The sequence below is a fragment of the Escherichia sp. B1147 genome (assembly GCF_001660175.1).
GTDB lineage: Bacteria > Pseudomonadota > Gammaproteobacteria > Enterobacterales > Enterobacteriaceae > Escherichia > Escherichia whittamii.
Genome location: NZ_LFHY01000008.1, coordinates 131,382 through 153,426, shown reverse-complemented (window position 1 = coordinate 153,426; position 22,045 = coordinate 131,382). Strand labels below are relative to the sequence as shown.

Below are 22,045 nucleotides of genomic sequence, written 5' to 3'. Positions count from 1 at the left end.
CTCATCTTTTAATATCAGTTAATTATTCAGCTTCACCGAAGCGGTCACGAAATAAGGCAGAGAGAGTCTGTATTGCCTCGTTTTCATCATCACCTTCGCAGCGTATTTCTACCGTTTTTCCGCCTTTTATTCCGGCGCGCATAATATTCATCATGCTGGTGGCATTAATATCATTACCTTCATAGTGCAGCGTCACTTTACAGCTATATTTTTTGGCGGCCTTCGCCAGACAGGCCGCCGGACGTGCATGCAGGCCAGTACTGTTTCTGACCTCCACAGTTTTACTCAACATAGTGTTCCTCCCGATGATGTAATGGAATCACGCCTTCTTGTTGTAATTTCAGTTGATACCAGCTTTTCCACTTGTGCTGATAACGCTGTAATTGATGATACCTTGCCCGATTGGGTAACAAACGTTGGGCAATGGTGGCTTGCGGCGGTGGAATATCCGGTGCTGCGGTTAATAATGCTCCGACAGAAACGGCTTCGTTAAATGCAATTGCTTCAACCGGACGCTGTAAAATATCCGCCTTTAATTGCAGCCAAAGAGGATTATGGGTCGCCGGGCCAATCACTTTTAACGCACTGGTGCCGGGTACGTTAAAACAGGCAAAGCAATTGGCAAATTCCATGGTTAATCCCAGTGATACGCTGGCAATTAACATGTCGATATTTAGCGTATCGCCAAGCCCATAAAATAATCCCCGAGTATGGCGATTTTTATAGGGCGAACCCGAACCACGAAGATGTGGAATAAAGACGGGAATATCATCGAGCAACCAATTCCCCGCCAGATAATCCACATGCCCGCGAGTGAGTGATGCAGCGATCTCCTCATCGGTTAACCGGAACGTATTACGTAGCCACTCCAGAGCGAAGCCGCCCACGGGCAGCGACGCAAACAAGGTGAACTGGTTGGCAAGCGAATAACAGCCGTTTGCCAGCTTGTCACGTTTGGCCTGTTCATCCAGCGTCGGTTGTGTATCAAGTTGCAGAATGCCTTCTGTGGTACCCGTCGAGTTAAGGATATCGCCAGGCATCATCTGCAACGCTCGCGCGCCCACCATATGGTCATGCCCGGCCAGCGTCACGCTGACCGGTTGCGAGAACCCAAGCGTTTTGCAGAGCGACTCGCTGACCCATCCGGCGTGTTCACCTGGTTGCACTAATGGCGCAAATGCCGAACAGGGAACGTGTAACAACGCTGCCGCTTTCGCTGACCATTCGCCTTTGCGCACGTCCAGACACAGCGTACGGCTGGCTAAGGTGATATCTGTGCGTTGTTCGCCGGTCAGCCGCCAGAGCAGCACTTCCGGTGCATGTAGCCAACGCAGACCGCGGCGATTACGCAACGGGTAATGCTCCAGCAACCAACGCATTTTGAAGGCAGAGTAATTGCTGTGCAGTGGTAGCCCGCAGATGTCATAAAGTGCCGCACTGTCTGTCTCACTAAGCGTTGCCAGATACTCCTCACCGCGACGGTCATACCAGGCCAGCATTGGCGTCAGGATCTCGCCGTGCTCGTCAAGGAACACGCCTGACTCGCCAAAACTGGCAATGCTGATCCGCCTGACTGGCAGCGGCGAAGCGGCGTTTAGTTGCGCTATCGCCTGGTGGACCTCCTGCCAGAGGGCGTCGATATCGAAATCGACATCGCCCTGTGGGGAGATCTGTTTTGCCGTCACAAATTTATGCGCGCCCAACGTCGTTGCGTCCAGGCAGGAAAAGCAGGTGACTTTGCAATTGGTGGTGCCAATATCGATAACGATAGCTGCGCTGTTATCAGGCATAAACCGTGCTCCGCGTCATTCGGAAAATGCCATACAGTACCAGGGCAATAACCGGCACCAGACCAATGGCGATGATATTGCCGTTGAAGATTTCCAGCAGCCAGAAGCGGAACGGGTTACCGCCATCAAGGAAACTGGAAACCTGGCCGCTGGAGCCTTCGGCAAATTTGAAGTTAACGTCTTTTGCCATTCCGGTAATAAACGGCGCGATTTTGGTGGCAATCCACAAGTCAGCAATAATCACCGGGATTGCTGCAATAACGGTACGGAAAATATTGCCACGGTTGGCTAAAGCTATCATTGATGCCATTACTGCCAGGTTAGCAAGGTCGCCAAGCGGCAGGACTTCATTACCCGGCAATACAAAAGCGATAAAGACTGAGATTGGCGTCAGCAGCAGAGCGGTGGAAATAATCGCCGGGTTACCTACGGCAACGGCGATATCCAGGCCGATATAGAGATCGTCACGGTCAGGATATTTGGCGTTGAGATACTTCTTGATGGCTTCAGACAGCGGTAATAAACCTTCCATCAGGATGCGTACCATGCGTGGCAGAATGAACATCACACCGCCAATGCTGATGCCAAGAAGCAATACTTTTTTGAAATCGTATCCGGCAATCACGCCGAGCAGAATGCCCAGAATGGTGCCAACCATCATCGGTTCGCCGAAGATGCCAAACTTTTTCTGTACAGTTTCTGGATCGATATGAATACGGTTGAGGCCAGGGATATGGTCGATGATTTTGTCGACCAGTAGACCGACCGGGAAGAACACCACCGAAGAGAGCGTCGGCAATGAGATCCCTTCCAGACCAAAATATTTTTGTACCAGCGGCGCAGACCAGTCGGCGAGTTTCAGCACCACCACCGCAGCAATCGCCGCCGCCAGCAAACCAAAGAACAGGCTGCCAGTGCTGTAATACACCAGCGTACCTGCAAGGGCAAAATGCCAGTAGTTCCACATATCTACGTCAACGGTGCGTGTTTTATTTAACGCCAGCATCGCGACGTTAATCAGAATGGTCAGGGGAATAACAAACGGGGCAATTGGCGAACCCCATGTAATAGCGGAAAGCGGTGGCCAGCCTAAATCCACCACCGGCAAATTAATTCCGGTGCGTTCAACCATCGCCTGGGCTGCTGGCCCAACGTTGCTGGTAAGAATATCGAAAATGGCATAAATACCGACAAAACCAATGCCGACCGTTAATGACGATCGTAAAGCTTTAGCGGGTTTTACTTTAAAACAGAGAGCAAGAATAAATAACACCAACGGTAACATTACCGTGGGGCCAAATCCCAATATATATTGCACAATATTATAGAGGGTATGCGCGATATCGTTCATAATAAACCTCTTTTTCAGGCGAGAGCGCACCTCGCGTTAGCGCCTGATGGAGTGTGTTGAAATTAATTATTATTAATTACTTTTTAAGAATAGAAACAATTTGCGCCAGTACTTTCTCTTCGCCAATACCAGTAATAATTGGTAAGCCGTTAACCACCGGGACGTCGAGTTCATAAGGCACTTTAGTGGTTGATACAACCAGTGCTACGCCGTCAGTATTTCCAGGTAAAGAGGCAACGTTGGTTTGGGAATAATTGACGTTAAGACCGTGCTCTTTGCAATATTCCATGACTTTTTCTGTTACCGCCGTAGATGTGGCAATACCCGTAGCGCAGACAAATAAAATGGTTTGACTCATATTTCACCTCGTTCTTTCATTTTGTTTAAGATTACAGTGTGTATTTCTGTTGTTTCCATCGTAAGCAGGGCGCGCATAAATGACGTATCCTGAATCATTTCCATAATCCATCCCAGGGCATTTAATTGTTTGTTGCTTTCGCTTAATGCGAGCAAAAAAATCACCCGAACAGGTACAGGGTCAGGATCGCCGCCCATATCAGCAAATTCTACCGGTTCCGGCAGGATGCCGACGGCAATTGCATTGCGCCTGACATGTTTATGATCCGTGTGCGGAATGGCGACGCACGGCGGTTCAGTGGGCAGCCCCGTTGGGTACGTCGCCTCACGTTTCAGCACATGGTCGGCAAAATCAGGGACCACCAGTTCAGCGGCAACCAACGGTTGCGCTAACTGACGGATGATCTGTTCAACGCTTAACCCTGCCGGAAGTTGTTGAATATAATTTTCCTGAAACTGTATTCCTTGCATTTCATTCCTCATTAAAAAGTGTATTTAACTCACTTCCCGGCGTTGCAGCACGGTGCCAAGATAATATTTGTTGCCTTTTAACCAGACGTTGCCAAACTCAACGGGCAGCTCGCGGGAAAAAAAGACTAACTGCTCCAGATGCAAAACAGGTGCATCTTCACTGATATCTAAAAAATGACCGCGCTCATTACCAATTAATCGCGCGGCATAGCGACTTTCCGAGTAACGAATTTTTCTTTGCGACAAATTTTCTATTGTTGGAAATAAATTGTGTTGATTAAAATCGATTTCCGCGATGCCGGGACATAGCTCAATATTGATACGATTCTCTATCAGCATCGCTTTTTCATCGCCAATCGAACGTAAACGTTCAAGGTAAAGAATATCCTGACCTGGCGTTATTCTTAATTTCTCTGCCACATAACGATTAGCCGGTTCAATACGTGAAGTAATAACTTCAGTGGTAAAATGTATTTTCTGGCTTTCCAGAGATTCCGCAAATGACAATAATCCTTCACCTAATGGATATGCCACGTTCTCTTTTTTAACAAATGTTCCCTTGCCCTGGACCTGAATCAACACGCCTTCTTTTGCCAGTTGGGCGACCGCTTTTTTAACGGTTCCCCGGCTCACTTCCAGCATATCCATAATCTGGTATTCCGAAGGAATGCGATCGTCTTCCACCAGATCCCCGGTATAAATACTTTCTCTTATCCATTCCACCACTTGTTGATAGAGCGGTATTTGTGACGACTTACTTAATGATTTCATGGCGCGCACCTGAACATTTACAGTTGTCTATGGACAATCATGGACAACTTCAAGCGTATAGTAGGTGAACAGGCGAAAAAGAGGATCGAAGCGTCTCACATTTTGGGGGACCGAATCGTGATCAAAAAAATGTGACGCAAGTCGATATTTGGCAGGAATTTACCGCGCCGTCAGGAAATAACGGCGCGTTGGTAGGCGTTAATCTTCTTTCGGCAGACACTGCAAATGCCCGTGCCGCACGCCGCGCTGGGCGATAACGTCATCGGCAAAATGCTGCACGTCACCCATGTCACCTTTCAGCACGGCGATTTCCAGGCAGTCGTCGTGGTTGATATGGACATGCAGCGTGGCGACGGAGAGATCGTGGTGGTGATGCTGCGTAGAGACAATACGGCTGGCTAAGTCGCGTTTTTCATGTTCATACACATACGACAGCACCGCGAAACCTTGTGTGCCGTGCTGTTGAGTGGCCTCCTGCGCCAGGGCGCTACGCAGAATATCGCGGATAGCTTCGGAACGGTTGTTATAACCACGACGCTGGCTCAGGCTGTCCAGCGTCTCCAGTAAATCGTCATCAAGCGTGATGGTGACTCGTTGCATTTGCGTTAAACCTTTTCTGTGGCGCGACGGCGCACGGGGAATGCGGGTAATACGGCGTTTTGTAGCACACGTCCGGCGTCAGAGGAAAAGGTTAATTTATCTCCCACCGCCTGGGTTTCGACGATTTGTCCGTTGTCCATCACCATCACTCGCTGGCAAAAGCGTTCCACCAGGCGTAGGTCGTGGGTGATGAACAGGCAGGCGGTGCCAAATTGCTGTTGCAGCTTTTTCAGCAGACGAATGACGCCCGCCTGCAGCACGAGATCAAGGTTAGAAACGGCTTCATCCAGAATCAGTAGTTTCGGTTCGACCGCCAGCGCGCGCGCCAGGCAGACGCGCTGAAGCTGGCCGCCGCTCAACTGCGGTGGGCGTTTGTCGAGCACGCTGTCATCGAGATCTACCGCCTTCAGCATTTCGCTGGCGCGCGCCAGTTGCTCCGATTTTTTCAGCGATAACAGGTGGCGCATCGGTTCACGCAGGATTTCGCGCACGGTTTTACGTGGATTCACAGCGCTGATGGAGTCCTGAAATACCATCTGAATATCGCGGCGGAAGGCTTTACGTTGAGCGCGATTGAGCTTCGCCAGCGGTTCGCCGCGCCAGCTAATATTCCCTTGTGAGGGCAATTCTAAGCCTACCAGTAGCCGCGCGAGGGTGCTTTTTCCGCAGCCGCTGCGTCCCAGCAGGGCGACGGTTTCACCGCTTTTCAGGGTCAGGGAAACGTTATTCAGCACCGTCTGATGTTGATGTTTTCCGCTAAATCCACCGTGGGCATAGTGATGGGAAAGGTCGGAGACGTTAAGTAAAGTCATGATGCCAGCTCCATACCGTAGAGAGCGAGGTGAGCCGAAACCAGGCTGCGTGTCACCGCATGTTTAGGGGCATTAAACAGCGTTTCGACATCGCCCTGTTCGACAATCTTACCGTGAGACATTACCGCCACGTCATCCGCCAGACGCGCCACCACGCCCATATCATGAGTGACCAGCAGCATCCCCGGCGCTTGTTTTTGCATAATGCTTTCCAGTAGATCGAGGATGCGCGCCTGCGCCACCACGTCAAGGTCGGTGGTCGGTTCGTCGGCGATGATAAACGGCGATTCGCACAGCACCGCCATCGCAATCATCATGCGCTGCAACATGCCGCCGCTCATCTCGAACGGGTACAGCTTCAGCACGTGTGCGGCATTTTCCAGCCCCACGGCTTCTAATGCTGCGGTAAGCGTGGCGTCATCGGCGGGTTTCCCTAACGCCAGGCAGGTTTCTCGCGCGTGGGTCTGCATGGTGTGCAGCGGATTAAAGGCGCTGCGCGGGTTCTGCATGATGGTGGCAACTTTGATGCCGCGCAGGGCGCAGGGGGATACCGGTTTGCCATCGGCTAAAATTTCACCCGCCGTCTGGCGAACGCCTGCGGGCAGAATGCCCAGCGCGGCGGCGCAGGTTAATGATTTCCCGCTACCGCTACCGCCGACTAACGCCAGCACGCGCCCGCGTTGCAGGGTTAACGATACACCGTGTACCAGCGGCTGCGCAGCCTGTAGCGCGATATCGCGCAGTTCAATCTGTTGTGGCATTAGTGTGCGTGCTCCGTCACCAGATGAGGGTCCAGATGATCGCGCAGGGCGTCACCTACCAGGTTAAAGGCCATCACGCTGATAAACAGCGCCAGCCCCGGCCAGAACATTTGCAGCGGCTGGGTCCAGATATACTGGCGCGCATCGTTAATCATCACGCCCCATTCGGCGGTCGGCGCGGTCACGCCGAGGCCGAGGAAGGACATCCCCGCGACGTGAAGCATCATATGGCCGATATCCAGCGTCGCCAGCACCAGCAGCGAAGGGATCACCGCGCCTGCCAGATGATCAACAAACACTCGCACATGGCCCGCGCCGGAAAGCCGTGATGCCAGCACAAACTCGCGCTGGCGCAGCGAAATCACCAGGCTGCGTACCATGCGCGCGTACCACGCCCAGTGCGACAGGGCGATGGCGATGATTACGTTAGTCAATCCGGTGCCGAGCACACCAACCATAAAGAATGACAGAATCGAGGTCGGGAAGGTCATGAACATATCGGCGACGCGCATGGTGGCCTGATCAACGCGCCCGCCAATCAGCCCGGCGCTGCCGCCAATAACCAGCCCTAATGCCAGCACCAGCAGCAGGCAGGCCATTACCGAGCCGAGCGACACGCGGGTCGCCGCCATCAGTCGCGAAAAGATATCGCGCCCTAAGTGATCGGTCCCCAGCCAGTGCTGCGCATCCGGCGAAAGCAGGCGCGAAGGTAAATCAATCGCCTGTGGGTCATACGGTAGCCACCACTGGCTGGTGAGCGCAATCAGCGCCAGCAGGGCGATAATGACCAGCGCCAGGCGAACGGACCAGCGGGAAGAGAGGAAAAAGTTCACGCGTGCGCTCCTTCATGACGACGAATGCGCGGGTCCAGCGCGGCGTTGAGCAAATCGACAATCAAATTACAGACCACAAAAACCACCACCATCATTAGCGTAAAGCACTGAATCACCGGATAGTCACGGTTGAAAATCGCCGACACCGCATAGCGCCCGACCCCCGGCCAGGCAAAGATGTTTTCGATAATCATCGTCCCGCCGATCAGTTCGCCAATGTGCATCCCAACTGCGGTGATCATCGGCAGCGAGGCATTGCGCAGGATGTGGCGGCGTTCGGTCTGTTTGTCGTTCAAACCGCGCAGCCGCGCCCAGGTGACGTGACGCTGACCGGCGACGTCCAGCATACTGGCGCGCAGCAGACGCGCGTTAATCGCCAGCGACATAAAAGCGATGGAAACCGCAGGCAAAATGATGTGCTGCCAGCCGCCGTAGCCCATTGCAGGAAGCCATTGCAGATACACCGAAAATGCCATCACCAGTAAAAACGCCAGCCAGAAGTTAGGCATCGACACACCAAGAAACGCGATAAAACGCACGGCGAAATCGGGCAGGCGGTCGCGATGACGTGCCGCCCAGATACCAAGCGGTACAGAGGTGAGCAGGATAAGCACCAGCGCGGCCCCCGCTAACTCAAGCGTGGCTGGCAGGAAGTTCAGCATATCATCGAGTACCGGGCGTTGACTGGCGAATGAAATACCAAAGTCAAGATGCAGCGCCTTCCATAGCCAGGTGCCGTACTGTACATACAGCGGCTGATCCAGTCCCAGCATGGTGCGGGTAGAGGCCAGCATTTCTGGCGTCGGCGGCAGGTTAGAGAGCCGCAGATAATCGAGTGCCGGGTCGCCGGTGCCGAGGCGCAGCATCAGAAAAATAATCACCGAGGCGGCGAGCACCATCGGGATCAGCAGCAGAAAGCGGCGTAATACGTAACGCAACATTAAGGTTTCACCGGTTTAATCTGTTCGAACGGAATTTCAGTGGCGATCGGCGCGTAGGGGATGTTACCCAGTTCCGGTTTTGATACCACCATCATTGAGATGTAGCTGATCGGCAGATATACCGCTTCGTCATGCAGACGGGTCAGAATGTCGCGATACAGTGCCTGACGTTGCGTTTCGTCATGGGTCGCCAGTACTTCTCCGATCTCTTTATCAATTAGCGGCTTGTCGGCTAAACCTTGCTGGGCCTGAAAGTCAGCGTGTGAGGGTACGCGCATCGAACTCAGGAAGGCGTGTGGATCGTAGGGTGCGCCCCAGGTGCGGTGGAAAATCATGCCAAAACGACCGTCGCGCTGACGGGCATAGATACTGCTCTCTTCTTCGCCGATCAGCGAGACATCAGCGCCAATCTGGCGCATATCAGCCTGAATGATTTCCGCCATTGATTTGCTTAACGCATCGGTGCCGATGAACGACAGTTCAATGCGCAGCGGCTGCCCATTTTTCTCGCGGATATCTTTGCCCGCAGGCAGCGTCCAGCCTGCTTTTTCCAGTAACTCTTTTGCTTTCTGCGGATCGTACTGGCGCGGTTTCAGGCCAAGGTTGGCGTAAGGCACTGTAGGGGCAAACAGGGTGTCGGCAACCTGCTGGGTGCCATACAACGCGTTATCGATCAGCGATTTTTTGTTTACCGCGTGATTGAGTGCTTCACGAACTGCAAGCTCGTTGGTCGGGGCTTTGGCCGTATTGAGCGCCAGCATCACGGTTTCGATCGGCTGTGACAACTGGGTATGGTAAGCCGGATTCTGGCTAAAGCGGGCGAAGGTATCGAGTGGCAACAGTCCTTCGTTACCGTACAGCAGGTCGATATCGCCGGTTTCAAACGCTACCGCGCGGGTGGTCGGGTCCGGGATGACGTTAAAGGTAATCTTTTTAATCGCTGGCTTTTCGCCCCAGTAGTTTTCGTTACGGACGAAGACGTCGTACTGATTCAGTTTCGATTCCTGCAAAACCCACGGCCCGGTGCCAATTGGCGCTTTAATCCCGTTCATGGTTTCATGGTTTTTAAACTGCGATGGGGCGATAAAGCGAAAAGGGCGGGGCAGGGCTAGTTCTTGCAGGAAAGGATAGTAGGCGCTTTTCAGGGTGATTTGCAGCTCTGTTTTGCTGAGTACTTTGACATCAACAATCTGGTTTGCCAGCTCCAGCCAGGCGTGACGTTGGCGGTTATCGAGTACTGCGCGGAAGTTTTCTGCCGCCGCCTCTGCATCAAACGGTTCACCGTTAGAGAATTTCACGTCATCGCGCAGGGTGAAGGTCCAGGTTTTGCCATCTTCCGAATGGGTCCAGCTTTTTGCCAGCCACGGGATCACCGAGCCATCTGCCTGATATTTCACCAGCGGTTCATAGACCATGCTCTGGGCGAACATCTGGTTAGGCGTGTAAAGGTGCGGGTTTAGTGGCCCGACATTCACCGGCCAGGCGGTGGTGATTTCATCTGGCGTGGCGGCATGTGCGAAAAAAGTGGCACAGGTCAGCAGCGCAAATAGAGTGCGGCGGAGTGCGGAGAACATGGTAACCCCAATGGATTAAAATATACTCGTCATACTTCAAGTTGCATGTGCTGCGACCACGTTCGTTCACCCCAGCCACTTACTTTAGTAAGCTCCCGGGGATTCACTCGCTTGTCGCGTTACTCGGCCTGAGGCCTCGCCCTTTCAGGGCCAACGCAAGCGTTGTTCAAAACGCCCCTGCCGTTTTGTCCTGCAACTCGAATTATTTAGAGTATAAATGGCGGAAATAAGTATGACGATTTTAAGTATTCGTCATACTTATTACCTGTTCTGGATCAAAAGATGGGCTGTCGGAGGAGCGGATCAGTTAAGCGAATCGATCCATTGCACACTATCGGCGGTGAGCGTAAAGGGAGTCGGAGTGCAGATCGCCAGGCTTAAATTTTCAAGCTGACAATGGCTGACTGACAGTGAGGACTGATAGGTGCTGTCTACGCTGACGATTTGCCAGGCGCTGCCGCCGCGCTGTTTAACGATGGCTTCTTTGCGCGTCCAGATGCGCCAGAACACTTCCAGTTGCTGATCTGGATGGACGGCGTCCATCTCAGCGTGTTCCCCAAGGCTGAACACGGCGTTCGCCAGCCAGCGCCAGTTGGCGCGCGGGCGAATCACTTCGATATCGCAGCCAACTTCGCCTTCATCACTCAACAGCAGAGCGATATCGTCACCGCTATGGCTTAAGTTGAACCATAGCGGAGTCTCTGGGGCGAAAGCGGGTTTGCCTTGTTCACCGTAGATGATGTCTGGTAGTGGAGAAAGCGTGTGCGAAAGCAATGCACGCCCCGCCAGCCAGCGTTCGCGCCGTGGACCTTGCGGTGCTTGATCGCGCAAAGCCGGTGGCAGTGGAGCTGCGCTTAAGGTCGAAACTTTCCCCAGAACTATCCGATACATATCAGGGCCAACGTTTAATGGAAAAGGAAAGTGCGTATCGTATCACTTGTCGCCTCATCCCGGTAACCGACTTTTCGGTCTGCCTGGTCCCAGTAAAATCGCCAGTTTGCTGCCGCCTTTAGTGGTTTCCATCCAGATTTTACAGACACTGGTTAATGGCACTGAAAGCAGCATACCGACAGGGCCGAGCAGCCATCCCCAAATCAACAACGAAAGGAATACCACCATGGTGGACATCCCCAGACGATGGCCCATCATCCGTGGTTCTAAAATATTGCCGATGATCATATGGACAACTAAAAACAATGCGCCGACCAGAATACATTCGTAAACGCCATTAAACAGCAACACCTGGATCATTGGCGGCACGGCGGAGATCACCGCGCCAATATTGGGGACGTAGTTGAGTAAAAACGCCAGCACCGCCCACATCAGTGCAAACTGTATACCCATCAGCGCCAGCCCCAGCCAGACAATCACGCCCGTCCATAAACTGAGTAGCGTTTTTAATGCCAGATAGTGCGAAACGCCTTTTAATGCGCGGTGTAGTCCGGCGATGTGAATCTGTGGATTATTCAACGCAAAGCGCATTTTGTAAGGGACGTGGCGTACTTCAAACAGCATGAAAACTACAGTCATCACCAGCAGAAGCACGCTCGCCATTGCCCCGGAAAGCCCGGTCATTAGCGCCGTGGTGAAGGTAACCACTTTTTCTGAATCCATCCGCTGCAGCATTCGTTCCGGCGACATATGCAAATTAAGAAAAGGCAGCATTTCCTGCAATTTAAAAAGCTTGCGCGTCAGCTCCTTATTAAACTTCGGCAGCATAGAGATGAATTCGTTAAACGATGCCGCCAGCACACCAACCAGCGCGGTAAGTGCGATCAGCATCACCACCACCACAACCGTAATGGCAACAGGGCGTTGTACTCCGCGACGAATAAACCAGGTCACCAGTGGGTTGAGAACGATGGCGAAAAACAGCGCCAGTAACAATTGCACAATGATATCTGCTGCTGCGTGAATCCCCGCAAGGATCACTACCAGTGAAGCCAGCTTGAGTAGAATATGCATGCCCGTTTTATCGGGTTGAGATGTTTCCATTGGGGCTTCCTTGTGACTTTTTGTATTAAGTGTAGCGGGAGTCACGCCAGCAATATTCTGATTCTTCCTGCTGATTTTCACGCCACCACGTGGTAAAAATGAAACACTGTTGTAAAAATGTGGTGATCCTCATGCCCGTACCCGTTGCCGAACCGGCGCTTAACGGATTGCGCCTGAATTTGCGCATTGTCTCCATTGTCATGTTTAACTTTGCCAGCTATCTGACCATTGGGTTACCGCTCGCCGTCCTGCCTGGCTATGTCCATGATGTGATGGGCTTTAGCGCCTTCTGGGCGGGGCTGGTTATCAGCCTGCAATATTTCGCTACCTTGCTGAGTCGTCCTCATGCCGGACGTTATGCTGATTTGCTGGGGCCAAAAAAGATTGTCGTCTTCGGTTTGTGTGGCTGCTTTTTGAGCGGGCTGGGGTATCTGACGGCAGGGTTAACCGCCAGCCTGCCTGTCATCAGCCTGTTATTACTGTGCCTGGGACGCGTGATTCTTGGGATTGGGCAAAGTTTTGCCGGAACGGGGTCGACACTGTGGGGCGTTGGCGTGGTGGGTTCAATGCATATCGGGCGGGTAATTTCGTGGAACGGCATTGTCACTTACGGGGCGATGGCGATGGGCGCGCCGTTGGGCGTGCTGTTTTATCACTGGGGCGGATTACAAGCGTTGGCGTTAATCATCATGGGCGTGGCGCTGGTGGCTATTTTGTTGGCAATACCGCGTCCAACGGTGAAAGCCAGCAAAGGCAAACCTCTGCCGTTTCGTGCGGTGCTTGGGCGCGTCTGGTTATACGGCATGGCGCTGGCGTTGGCTTCTGCCGGATTCGGCGTTATCGCCACCTTTATCACACTGTTTTATGACGCTAAAGGCTGGGACGGTGCGGCTTTTGCGCTGACGCTGTTTAGCTGTGCATTTGTCGGTACACGATTGTTATTCCCTAACGGCATAAATCGTATCGGCGGCTTAAATGTGGCGATGCTCTGCTTTAGCGTTGAGATTATCGGCCTGCTGTTGGTTGGCGTGGCGACCATGCCGTGGATGGCGAAAATCGGCGTCTTACTGGCAGGGGCCGGTTTTTCTTTGGTATTCCCGGCGCTTGGCGTGGTGGCGGTCAAAGCGGTGCCGCAGCAGAATCAGGGGGCGGCGCTGGCAACCTATACCGTGTTTATGGATTTATCGCTGGGCGTGACCGGGCCGCTGGCTGGGTTAGTCATGAGTTGGGCGGGTGTGCCGGTGATTTATCTGGCGGCGGCGGGGCTGGTAGCAATCGCGTTATTGCTGACGTGGCGGTTAAAAAAACGGCCTCCGGTGGAAGCACCTGAGGCCGTCTCGTCATCTTAAAATTACTGAATAACCAGCGTATTAATGATGTTTTCTGCGGTGGTCTGCGCTTTTTGCTGATCGTCAGCAGGCAGTGTGATTTGCATCGTCAGCATTTGATTTCCCACGTTACCCAGAATGATGGAAGAGTACGCTGTCTGGCCTTTAGCGGAGATGATGCTGTCTAACTGCTGCATTTTATGACCTTTCAGCTCAATGGCTTTGTTGGTCACCACTTGCAGCTGTGGATCGCGGCTACGTTGCTGATCTTCCAGACGCTTCGCCAGCACAGCCAGGTCTTCTTTCGGATCATCGCCCATAATAATAATCACCGCTTTCTGCCCGGTGGCATCGGACCAGACGTGCATGTTATTGGCCTCTGTTCCCAGCTTACCGCTCTGGTCGGTCATATCTGCTGGCAACGAGAAGCTTAACTTGCCATCAAGCAGGCTGACGGGATTCGCGGTAGCGTTACTTTCCGCGACTGTACCTTCCGCTGTAGCGTTAGTGTCTTTATCATCACAGGCCGCAAGCCCCATAACCAGCAGGCCAATTCCGACATATTTAACCAGATTGCGCATTGATTCTTCCTTTCGATAAACGGCCATAACGGCTCATTCATCCATCTTATCACAAGTCTGATAACGAACCTTTAACTGGCCTGCAAAGCGTTGATTTCGGATTTATCTGCCAGTCTTTTCAATAGCATATTGAGTAATACGCCATACATTGGCAGGAAGAAAACAATGCTGATTAACACTTTGAAACAGTAATCAACCAGCGCGATTTCCATCCAGTGTTCGGCCATAAAGGCATCCGGGCTACGCCAGAAAGCAATGAAGAAGAAGGCCAGCGTATCGCTAACGTTACCAAACAGTGTGGAAGCCGTCGGAGCCAGCCACCAGCGGCGGTTCTGGCGCAGGCGGTTAAAGACGTGCACGTCGAGGATCTGTCCCAGCGCGTAGGCCATAAAGCTGGCGGTGGCGATACGGGCAACGAACAGGTTGAAGTGGACGAGAGCGCCGAATCCCTGCCATGAACCCATATAAAACAGTGATGAGATGACGTAGGAGATCAGCAACGCGGGGATCATCACTGCAAAGATGATGCGACGAGCCAGCGGCGCGCCAAAAATACGCACAGTCAGGTCGGTAGCAAGAAAAATAAACGGAAAGCTAAACGCGCCCCAGGTGGTATGAAAACCAAAAATGGAGACGGGAAGCTGAACCAGATAGTTACTGGAGGTGATCACCAGCAGATGAAATAACGACAACCAGAACAACGCCTTATAGCGCTGAGTTTGCGAGAAAACGTTCATATTGTACCTTTTTGATTAACCATTGGGGTGAGGGAACCCAATACGTACAACACGTTATTTTATGTTGAGATAATAACGTGCTTACCCTTTTTTCGAGCCGCCGCATGATACTGCTTTACGTTGACAATGCAATGGTTAATTTTCACGCAATCGTTAACCTGGTTTGCTAACGGACTCACAGGGCGTAAACTAGCGCCGTTTTTTTATGTGATGAGAAGAAAATGACCGATCTCTTTTCCAGCCCTGACCACACACTCGACGCGCTTGGCCTGCGCTGCCCGGAACCGGTGATGATGGTGCGCAAAACCGTGCGCAATATGCAGCCTGGCGAAACATTGTTGATTATCGCCGATGATCCGGCCACGACCCGCGATATTCCTGGGTTTTGTACCTTTATGGAGCATGAACTGGTGGCCAAAGAGACGGACGGGTTGCCTTATCGTTATTTGATTCGCAAAGGGAGCTGATAGGGCAGCCTGATGCGACGCTGGCGTGTCTTATCAGGCCTACGTTAATACGGTCATCGAACACGCTCAATGTTGTGATCGGCTTGTAGGCCGGATAAGGCGTTTACGCCGCATCCGGCGATACGGTGCGCAATGCCTGATGCGACGCTTCCGCGTCTTATCATGCCTACTAATATATCGAAATTTCAGCTGCTTATAGGACGGATATGGTGTTTACGCCGTATCTGGCACGCAAGTGTAATGGAATACACAAATGGATTATTTAATTCCAGTTTGTCTGGTATTGCTGGGATTGCTCGCGATGTTCGCCCCCAATTGGCTGATGCCTGTTTTTATCGTCGTGGCGGGATGGTTGGGGATACTTGCCTGTGGTTGGCTTTGGCTATTGCTATTTTTCCCTTTACTCAACGGCGTCGGGCTTGCTTATGCCCTGTGGTTGATGTTCAAAAGGCCATCATTTATGTCCCGCCTGGTTGCTGTATTTTGTGTTATCTCCGTCATTCTGATGTTAGCACTATATTACGCTTTCCTGACCATGCCGCCGTTCCCGGCCCAGCATTAAGCCTGATAGCCTCTGGCTATCAGGCAACACCTTTATTTCCTGCGCAACAGCCTTAACGCATTTGCCGTCACCAGCACCGTCGCCCCCGTATCTGCCAGCACCGCCAGCCACAGGCCGGTCATCCCTAACAGCGTGGTGACGAGGAAAACGCCTTTCAGCCCCAGCGCAATAGTGATGTTCTGGCGGATATTGGCGTGAGTGGCGCGCGCTAGTTCAATCATTTGCACCAGACCGCGCAGGTGGTTATGCGTTAATGCGGCATCTGCGGTTTCCAGCGCCACGTCTGTGCCGCTCCCCATTGCAATCCCGATTGCGGCAGCTTTCATCGCTGGTGCATCGTTAATACCGTCACCGACCATTGCCAGCGGCGCATGCTGATTCAACGCGGTCACCGCTTTGACTTTATCTTCCGGCAATAGGCCCGCTTTAAATTCCAGCCCCAGTTCCCCGGCGATTGCCGCCGCTGCGCGTGGATTATCGCCAGTAAGAATCACCCCTTTGACGCCCAGCGCGTTCAGTTCACTGATAGCCGTCGCGGCGTCGGCGCGCAGGGTATCCTGCAGGGCAATAACGCCAAGCACTTCATTGTTACGTACTACCAGCACTACCGTTTGCCCGGCGCTTTCAAGTTCATTAATCAAACCAGCAAATGCATCAGCAGGATGTTTACCAGCAGCGCAAATCAATATGCGCTCACCGTTAACCTGCGCTTCAATGCCAGACCCGACCAGCGCCCGCTGTGATTCGGCGGCGGGAATGGTCAGTGCAGCGACCTGCGCTTCGCGCACAATGGCCTGTGCCAGCGGATGCGTCGCACCTTGTTCTACCGCCGCAGCCAGTGCCAGTAGGTCAGATTCGCTAACGCCCGTTGCCGGATGAATCGCGGTGACGCGCGGTTTGCCGACCGTCAGCGTACCGGTTTTATCAAACGCCACCTGGGTAACACGTCCTAGCTGTTCCAGCGCCGCGCCGCCTTTAATCAGCGCTCCACGACGCGCCGCTGCTGCCAGCCCGGAGGTAATCGCCGCGGGCGTGGAGATAACCAGCGCACACGGGCAGCCAATAAGCAGCAGCGTCAGCCCTTTATAAATCCACTCTTGCCAGCTGGCGGCAAACAGCAGCGGTGGCACCAGCGTCACCAGCAGGGCGACGGCCATAATTGCTGGCGTGTAAATACGGCTGAAACGGTCAATAAACCGCTCAATAGGTGCGCGGCGCTCTTCGGCTTCTTCAATCAGTTTCAGAATGCGGTCAATGGCGCTGGCACCCGGTTCTGACAACACTTCCAGCGTAACCAGACGGTCTACGCTGGTGGCGCCTGCTGGAACTTTATCGCCCGTTGCACGCTCCACCGGAATGGATTCTCCGGTCAGGGCGCTTTCATCAAAACTGGCAAATGGCGAGAGTAGTTTACCGTCGGCAGGCAAACGTCCACCCGCCGCAACTTCAATCACATCGCCAGGGCGCAGACTGTTAATTGCCACCTCTTCACGCTCGCCGTTACGCAGGCGCGTGGCGGTTTCTGGTTTCAGCGCCATCAACGCGCTAACGCCCTGACGTGCGCGGCTGGCAGCCCAGCCTTCCAGTCGTTCGCCAATCAGAAACAGCAATAACACCATCGCAGCTTCAGCCGTTGCGCCAATAAACAGTGCGCCAATGGCGGCCACGCTCATTAACGTTTCAATGGCAAAGTAACTACCGGATTTGATCAGCCGTAATGCCTGGCGAGCAATCGGATACAGCCCAACCAGCGTGGTGGCGATAAACGCCAGTTGACCGAACGGATGATTAAATTGCTCCAGTCCCCAGCTGATTGCCATCATCACGATAAGCGTAATCAGCGGCAGATTTTCCTTCAGGCGTGATGCTTGCGGTTCTTCGGCAGCCTGTTCATCGCGCAGGGAATAGCCCGCTTTTTGCACCGCCGATTCAACTTGCGCACGGATGTCATTGTTGGCATCCACCACCAGTTTTTCGGTAGCGAACAACACCTGTACCTGATTCACACCTGCAAGCTGGCGCACAGCATTTTCCACTTTGCGCGCACAGGCGGCGCAGTCCATGCCGCTAACTTTCCAGCTATAGCGGGTGCCGGAGACTTTTTCCGAGAGTGTTGGCGTGCTGGAACATGCGCCGTCGCAGCAACAGTCGTTGGCGTTCTGTGCCGTGGTTAGCGGTTTGAACGCGGCAAATTGAGGGGCTTTTTTGCCGTGATTGTCGGGAGTTGACATGGCATCCTCCGGTTAAGTTTTTTCTCATTAACCGAAGGATACACTCTGGAGTCGACTCCAGAGTCAAGTTTTATCAGAGATACAGCGAGCGGACGATGAGGAAGTGACCGGCAAAGTAACAAGCTGCAGCAATCGCGTTATCGGCCCGGAAGCGGCGGCGATAGTGGCTACCCAGCCAGACAAAGTTACTGATAAACAGTAACGAAGCACCGACAAACGCAGAAAGGGCTGGAGCTGTCGGGCGGAAGAACCACAGTTCACCTGCCAGCCACACCATCACCAGCGTCATACCGACAAAGGTACAAATGGGCCAACGTAACTCTTCCAGGCGCGTCCAGATAATGGCCAGCAACAGCGCGCCCAGTACCAGCAGCACCAGTGGCAGCGGCCAGAAGAAAGAGAGCGTCATCTGGCTGGCGAAATAGATGGTGTACAGCAGGTGAGAGAGGAAAAATGCGCCAATGGCGTACATCAGACGTTGACGTGGTAATAGCGTTAGCGCATCGCCCAGCAGCGACGCACATAGCCCCGCCAGCACCAGATAGCTAATGGCGTCGAACATCGGCGCTTGCCAGGCCAGTAATAGCAGGAGAAGAAGCGTTAACGGTTTAAACACCCAGCGTTGCCAGGTTGAACCACGATAGGAGGCATCCACAGATAGCCATGCGGAAAGACAGACAGCGATAAACGACCAAAGCATCTTAGTTCCTTGAATTCGTTATTATTTAGTAAGCGGAATGCCTACAGTCTTGTTATTCAGTTTAGTGGCGAGGGCGGACAGATGACAACACCATAACGGGCAGGGTATGCTTATTTCCGCATTTTCCGATAAGGTACAAAGATGAGTAAACCACCTCTTTTCTTTATTGTTATCATTGGCTTAATCATCGTTGCCGCATCGTTTCGCTTTATGCAGCAGCGGCGGGAAAAAGCTGATAATGATATGGCGCCGCTCCAGCAAAAGCTGGTGGTGGTGAGTAACAAGCGGGAAAAACCAATTAACGATCGCCGTTCGCGCCAGCAGGAAGTGACTCCGGCTGGCACCAGTATGCGCTATGAGGCAAGCTTCAAACCGCAAAGCGGCGGGCTGGAGCAGACGTTTCGTCTTGATGCCCAGCAATACCATGCCCTGACGGTGGGGGAAAAAGGTACGTTAAACTATAAAGGCACGCGATTTGTCAGCTTTGTTGGCCAGCAATAAGGTTATTTCAGGACCGATAATCGCCTGAACCGCCGCGCTTATCAGGCCTGCATATTGAATTTGCAATATTTTGCAGGCCGGATAAGGCGGTTTTGCTGCATCTGGCATAAACAAAGCGCACTTTGTTAATGGTCAGGTTATTTTTTGACCTTAAATTTCTTCTGCCAGACCAGCAGTTCAAACACGCCGAAAAGGAAAATACGCACCTTTTCAGCAGTGGTCATCTGAGGGCCATCTTTCGGCAAGGTAGATTTCAGTAATGCCAGTTGCAAACCATGCATCAGCACCATAAAAATCAGCGCCACGTTAACGAAAATATTCAGCGGTCGCGGAAATGGCTGAACAAGATTGAGGATTAAAAATCCCCATACGAAAAGCATTAACAAACGTCCAATATTAATCAGCATCACTTTCTCCTTGTGTTTCACGCTGATACAACCGATAAGCAACTTGACCCGCCACTTTTTCCCGATATAACGACCAGTTTGCTGGCACAGTAGGCAGGCCATTTTCTACTTCGCTCTCGACATAGACCCAGGCTTCGTCAGCTAGCCAGCCGTTGTCTTCCAGTAAATTAATGGTTTCTTCCAACAAACCCCGGCGGAATGGCGGATCGACAAACACGATATTATGCGGTGTGCCTTTTTGCGCCAGGAATGACATTGCATTGCTGTTAACCACCCGTGCATTATCTGCTTTCAGGGTTGCCAGATTCTTGATTAATTGCTGATGCACCGCGCGATCCATCTCAATCAGCGTGGCGCCCGCAGCGTAGCGTGACAAGGCTTCCAGCCCCAGCGCGCCGCTACCGGCAAAGCAATCCAGGCATTGCGCATCGACGATAACCGGAGCCAACCAGTTAAATAACGTTTCGCGCACGCGATCGGTGGTGGGGCGCAGGCCTGGGCTGTCGGGAACCGGGAGTTTACGGCCTCGCCACTGCCCGCCAATAATGCGGATTTGGCCGCTACCGGAATGATTCGGTTTTTTCATGATAAATTGCTCAATCCGCCAGATAACACATAATTGCAGGCGGTGATGTGTATTCAGTTAAGTGATAGACTATTTCATCATTTTTTTAGCTGCTATGTACATAGCGTTAACGCTGTGCCATGAAGCAACAGCGAGGAGTGTAGTCGCAGATGGCGAAAGAAAAAAAACGTGGCTTTTTTTCCTGGCTGGGCTTTGGTCAAAAAGAGCAGACCCCGGAAAAAGAGACAGAAGTCCAAAACGATCAATCAGTTGTAGAAGAAACTGTCCAGGCAGAAGAGCCTGCGAAGGTTGCTGAACAACCTGTTGAGGAGTTGCCGCAGGCCCATACAGAAGCCGAGGCGGAAACTTTTGCTGCCGAAGTAGTGGAAGTGACTGAACAGGTTGCCGAAAGCGAGAAAGTGCAGCCTGAAGCTGTTATCGAAGCGGAAGTCAGTGCGCAGCCAGAACCTGTAGTGGAAGAATCGTCAGCACCGGTAGTTGAACCTGAAGTTACGCCGGAGCCAGTGGCTATTGAGCGTGAAGAGCTGCCATTGCCGGAAGACGTTAAAGCCGAAGAAGTTTCGCCAGAAGAATGGCAGGCAGAAACGGAAACCGTGGAGATTGTCGAAGCGGCGCAAGAAGAAGCGGTTAAAGAAGAAATCACCGACGAAGAGCTGGAAGCACAGGCGCTGGCCGCCGAAGCGGCAGAAGAGGCGGTGATGGTGGTTCCTCCGGCAGAAGAAGAGCAGCCGGTGGAAGAAATCGCTCAGGAGCAGGAAAAACCGACCAAAGAAGGTTTCTTCGCGCGCCTGAAACGCAGCCTGTTAAAAACCAAAGAAAACCTCGGTTCCGGATTTATCAGCCTGTTCCGCGGTAAAAAAATCGACGATGATCTGTTTGAAGAGCTGGAAGAACAGCTTTTAATCGCCGATGTGGGTGTGGAAACCACGCGTAAAATCATCACCAATCTGACAGAAGGCGCATCCCGCAAGCAGCTTCATGACGCTGAGGCGCTCTATGGCCTGCTGAAAGAAGAGATGGGCGAGATTCTGGCGAAAGTTGATGAACCGCTTAATGTCGAAGGCAAAGCGCCGTTTGTGATCCTGATGGTAGGCGTCAACGGCGTAGGGAAAACCACGACGATTGGCAAGCTGGCGCGTCAGTTTGAGCAACAAGGTAAATCGGTCATGCTGGCGGCGGGCGATACTTTCCGTGCGGCAGCGGTTGAACAGTTGCAGGTCTGGGGCCAGCGCAACAATATCCCGGTGATTGCCCAGCATACTGGTGCGGATTCCGCCTCTGTTATCTTTGACGCCATTCAGGCTGCGAAGGCGCGTAATGTTGACGTTCTGATTGCCGATACCGCCGGACGCTTGCAGAACAAATCGCACCTGATGGAAGAGCTGAAGAAAATCGTCCGTGTGATGAAGAAACTCGACGTTGAAGCCCCGCATGAAGTTATGCTGACTATCGACGCCAGCACCGGGCAGAATGCGGTAAGCCAGGCCAAACTGTTCCACGAAGCAGTTGGCTTAACCGGCATCACGTTAACGAAACTGGACGGCACGGCGAAAGGCGGGGTAATTTTCTCGGTGGCTGACCAGTTTGGTATTCCTATCCGCTACATTGGTGTCGGCGAACGTATTGAGGATTTGCGTCCGTTTAAAGCGGACGACTTTATAGAGGCACTTTTTACCCGAGAGGATTAAC

25 protein-coding genes are annotated in these 22,045 nt (G+C 52.7%); 5 read left to right on the top strand and 20 right to left on the bottom strand.

Going from position 1 to position 22,045, the window contains the following annotated elements:
- Positions 1 to 22 precede the first annotated feature (22 nt).
- From A9180_RS08070 to A9180_RS08005, 14 genes are all read right to left on the bottom strand, one after another.
- Positions 23 to 292 carry an HPr family phosphocarrier protein gene (locus A9180_RS08070; RefSeq protein WP_064527737.1) on the bottom strand — a complete coding sequence of 90 codons (270 nt, stop codon included), beginning with the start codon at positions 290 to 292 and terminating at the stop codon, positions 23 to 25.
- Positions 282 to 1,790 carry an FGGY-family carbohydrate kinase gene (locus A9180_RS08065; protein ID WP_064527735.1) on the bottom strand — a complete coding sequence of 503 codons (1,509 nt, stop codon included), beginning with the start codon at positions 1,788 to 1,790 and terminating at the stop codon, positions 282 to 284. Before A9180_RS08065 ends, A9180_RS08070 begins: the two co-directional genes overlap by 11 nt.
- On the bottom strand, positions 1,783 to 3,141 hold the full coding sequence (locus A9180_RS08060) for a PTS galactitol transporter subunit IIC (protein WP_064527733.1): 1,359 nt from the start codon (positions 3,139 to 3,141) through the stop codon (positions 1,783 to 1,785). Before A9180_RS08060 ends, A9180_RS08065 begins: the two co-directional genes overlap by 8 nt.
- Before the next feature lie 76 nt (positions 3,142 to 3,217).
- Entirely contained in the window at positions 3,218 to 3,499 is a 282-nt protein-coding gene (locus A9180_RS08055) for a PTS sugar transporter subunit IIB (protein ID WP_000084021.1), read from the bottom strand.
- Positions 3,496 to 3,969, bottom strand: a complete 474-nt coding sequence (locus tag A9180_RS08050) for a PTS sugar transporter subunit IIA (RefSeq protein WP_064527731.1) — start codon at positions 3,967 to 3,969, stop codon at positions 3,496 to 3,498. Before A9180_RS08050 ends, A9180_RS08055 begins: the two co-directional genes overlap by 4 nt.
- A 24-nt stretch (positions 3,970 to 3,993) precedes the next feature.
- Positions 3,994 to 4,740, bottom strand: a complete 747-nt coding sequence (locus A9180_RS08045; protein ID WP_064527730.1) for a GntR family transcriptional regulator — start codon at positions 4,738 to 4,740, stop codon at positions 3,994 to 3,996.
- Between the two features lie 198 nt (positions 4,741 to 4,938).
- Positions 4,939 to 5,340 (bottom strand): nickel-responsive transcriptional regulator NikR, encoded by a 402-nt coding sequence (gene nikR, locus A9180_RS08040; protein WP_001190062.1) that lies wholly within the window; start codon positions 5,338 to 5,340, stop codon positions 4,939 to 4,941.
- 5 nt (positions 5,341 to 5,345) lie between these two features.
- Positions 5,346 to 6,152 carry a nickel import ATP-binding protein NikE gene (gene nikE / locus A9180_RS08035; protein ID WP_064527728.1) on the bottom strand — a complete coding sequence of 269 codons (807 nt, stop codon included), beginning with the start codon at positions 6,150 to 6,152 and terminating at the stop codon, positions 5,346 to 5,348.
- Positions 6,149 to 6,913: a nickel import ATP-binding protein NikD gene (gene nikD / locus A9180_RS08030; RefSeq protein WP_064527726.1), complete on the bottom strand. Its 765-nt coding sequence runs from the start codon at positions 6,911 to 6,913 to the stop codon at positions 6,149 to 6,151. Before nikD ends, nikE begins: the two co-directional genes overlap by 4 nt.
- Positions 6,913 to 7,746, bottom strand: a complete 834-nt coding sequence (gene nikC / locus A9180_RS08025; RefSeq protein ID WP_064527724.1) for a nickel ABC transporter permease subunit NikC — start codon at positions 7,744 to 7,746, stop codon at positions 6,913 to 6,915. The genes nikD and nikC overlap by 1 nt, the downstream gene beginning before the upstream one ends.
- Positions 7,743 to 8,687 (bottom strand): nickel ABC transporter permease subunit NikB, encoded by a 945-nt coding sequence (gene nikB, locus A9180_RS08020; protein ID WP_000947068.1) that lies wholly within the window; start codon positions 8,685 to 8,687, stop codon positions 7,743 to 7,745. The genes nikC and nikB overlap by 4 nt, the downstream gene beginning before the upstream one ends.
- Positions 8,687 to 10,261, bottom strand: coding sequence for a nickel ABC transporter substrate-binding protein (nikA, locus tag A9180_RS08015; RefSeq protein WP_064527722.1), 1,575 nt, complete (start codon positions 10,259 to 10,261; stop codon positions 8,687 to 8,689). Before nikA ends, nikB begins: the two co-directional genes overlap by 1 nt.
- 303 nt (positions 10,262 to 10,564) lie before the next feature.
- The gene (acpT, locus tag A9180_RS08010) at positions 10,565 to 11,152 is read right to left on the bottom strand and encodes a 4'-phosphopantetheinyl transferase AcpT (RefSeq protein WP_064527720.1); all 588 of its coding nucleotides are present in this window, start codon (positions 11,150 to 11,152) and stop codon (positions 10,565 to 10,567) included.
- Positions 11,153 to 11,206: 54 nt separating this feature from the next.
- Entirely contained in the window at positions 11,207 to 12,256 is a 1,050-nt protein-coding gene (locus A9180_RS08005) for an AI-2E family transporter (RefSeq protein WP_064527718.1), read from the bottom strand.
- Positions 12,257 to 12,354: 98 nt separating this feature from the next.
- Here A9180_RS08005 and A9180_RS08000 point away from each other — a divergent pair, with 98 nt between their 5' ends.
- A complete protein-coding gene (locus tag A9180_RS08000; protein ID WP_123057972.1) occupies positions 12,355 to 13,605 on the top strand; it encodes an MFS transporter in 1,251 nt (416 codons plus the stop codon).
- Positions 13,606 to 13,607: 2 nt separating this feature from the next.
- On the opposite strand, the gene dcrB is transcribed toward A9180_RS08000, so the two are convergent.
- Together dcrB and A9180_RS07990 are read right to left on the bottom strand one after the other, a co-directional pair.
- Positions 13,608 to 14,165 (bottom strand): phage sensitivity protein DcrB, encoded by a 558-nt coding sequence (dcrB, locus tag A9180_RS07995; protein WP_064527714.1) that lies wholly within the window; start codon positions 14,163 to 14,165, stop codon positions 13,608 to 13,610.
- Between the two features lie 71 nt (positions 14,166 to 14,236).
- A complete protein-coding gene (locus A9180_RS07990) occupies positions 14,237 to 14,902 on the bottom strand; it encodes a 7-cyano-7-deazaguanine/7-aminomethyl-7-deazaguanine transporter (protein WP_064527712.1) in 666 nt (221 codons plus the stop codon).
- Between the two features lie 221 nt (positions 14,903 to 15,123).
- Between A9180_RS07990 and tusA the strand changes: the two genes are divergently transcribed.
- Together tusA and A9180_RS07980 are read left to right on the top strand one after the other, a co-directional pair.
- The gene (gene tusA, locus A9180_RS07985; protein WP_064527711.1) at positions 15,124 to 15,369 is read left to right on the top strand and encodes a sulfurtransferase TusA; all 246 of its coding nucleotides are present in this window, start codon (positions 15,124 to 15,126) and stop codon (positions 15,367 to 15,369) included.
- A 253-nt stretch (positions 15,370 to 15,622) separates the two neighbouring features.
- Positions 15,623 to 15,931 carry a hypothetical protein gene (locus A9180_RS07980; protein ID WP_064527709.1) on the top strand — a complete coding sequence of 103 codons (309 nt, stop codon included), beginning with the start codon at positions 15,623 to 15,625 and terminating at the stop codon, positions 15,929 to 15,931.
- 32 nt (positions 15,932 to 15,963) lie between these two features.
- Here A9180_RS07980 and zntA read toward each other — a convergent pair whose 3' ends face one another.
- Together zntA and A9180_RS07970 are read right to left on the bottom strand one after the other, a co-directional pair.
- Entirely contained in the window at positions 15,964 to 18,162 is a 2,199-nt protein-coding gene (gene zntA / locus A9180_RS07975; RefSeq protein ID WP_064527707.1) for a Zn(II)/Cd(II)/Pb(II) translocating P-type ATPase ZntA, read from the bottom strand.
- Between the two features lie 73 nt (positions 18,163 to 18,235).
- Complete coding sequence (locus A9180_RS07970) at positions 18,236 to 18,862, bottom strand: lysoplasmalogenase (RefSeq protein ID WP_064527705.1); 627 nt, start codon at positions 18,860 to 18,862, stop codon at positions 18,236 to 18,238.
- A gap of 141 nt (positions 18,863 to 19,003) precedes the next feature.
- Here A9180_RS07970 and A9180_RS07965 point away from each other — a divergent pair, with 141 nt between their 5' ends.
- The gene (locus A9180_RS07965; RefSeq protein WP_064527703.1) at positions 19,004 to 19,363 is read left to right on the top strand and encodes a DUF2500 domain-containing protein; all 360 of its coding nucleotides are present in this window, start codon (positions 19,004 to 19,006) and stop codon (positions 19,361 to 19,363) included.
- A gap of 137 nt (positions 19,364 to 19,500) precedes the next feature.
- Here A9180_RS07965 and A9180_RS07960 read toward each other — a convergent pair whose 3' ends face one another.
- Both A9180_RS07960 and rsmD read right to left on the bottom strand, forming a co-directional pair.
- Positions 19,501 to 19,770: a DUF1145 family protein gene (locus tag A9180_RS07960; protein ID WP_064527701.1), complete on the bottom strand. Its 270-nt coding sequence runs from the start codon at positions 19,768 to 19,770 to the stop codon at positions 19,501 to 19,503.
- Entirely contained in the window at positions 19,760 to 20,356 is a 597-nt protein-coding gene (gene rsmD / locus A9180_RS07955) for a 16S rRNA (guanine(966)-N(2))-methyltransferase (RefSeq protein ID WP_064527699.1), read from the bottom strand. Before rsmD ends, A9180_RS07960 begins: the two co-directional genes overlap by 11 nt.
- A gap of 149 nt (positions 20,357 to 20,505) precedes the next feature.
- On the opposite strand from rsmD, the gene ftsY reads away from it, so the two are divergent.
- Positions 20,506 to 22,044 (top strand): signal recognition particle-docking protein FtsY, encoded by a 1,539-nt coding sequence (gene ftsY, locus A9180_RS07950; protein WP_064527698.1) that lies wholly within the window; start codon positions 20,506 to 20,508, stop codon positions 22,042 to 22,044.
- Position 22,045: the final 1 nt, after the last annotated feature.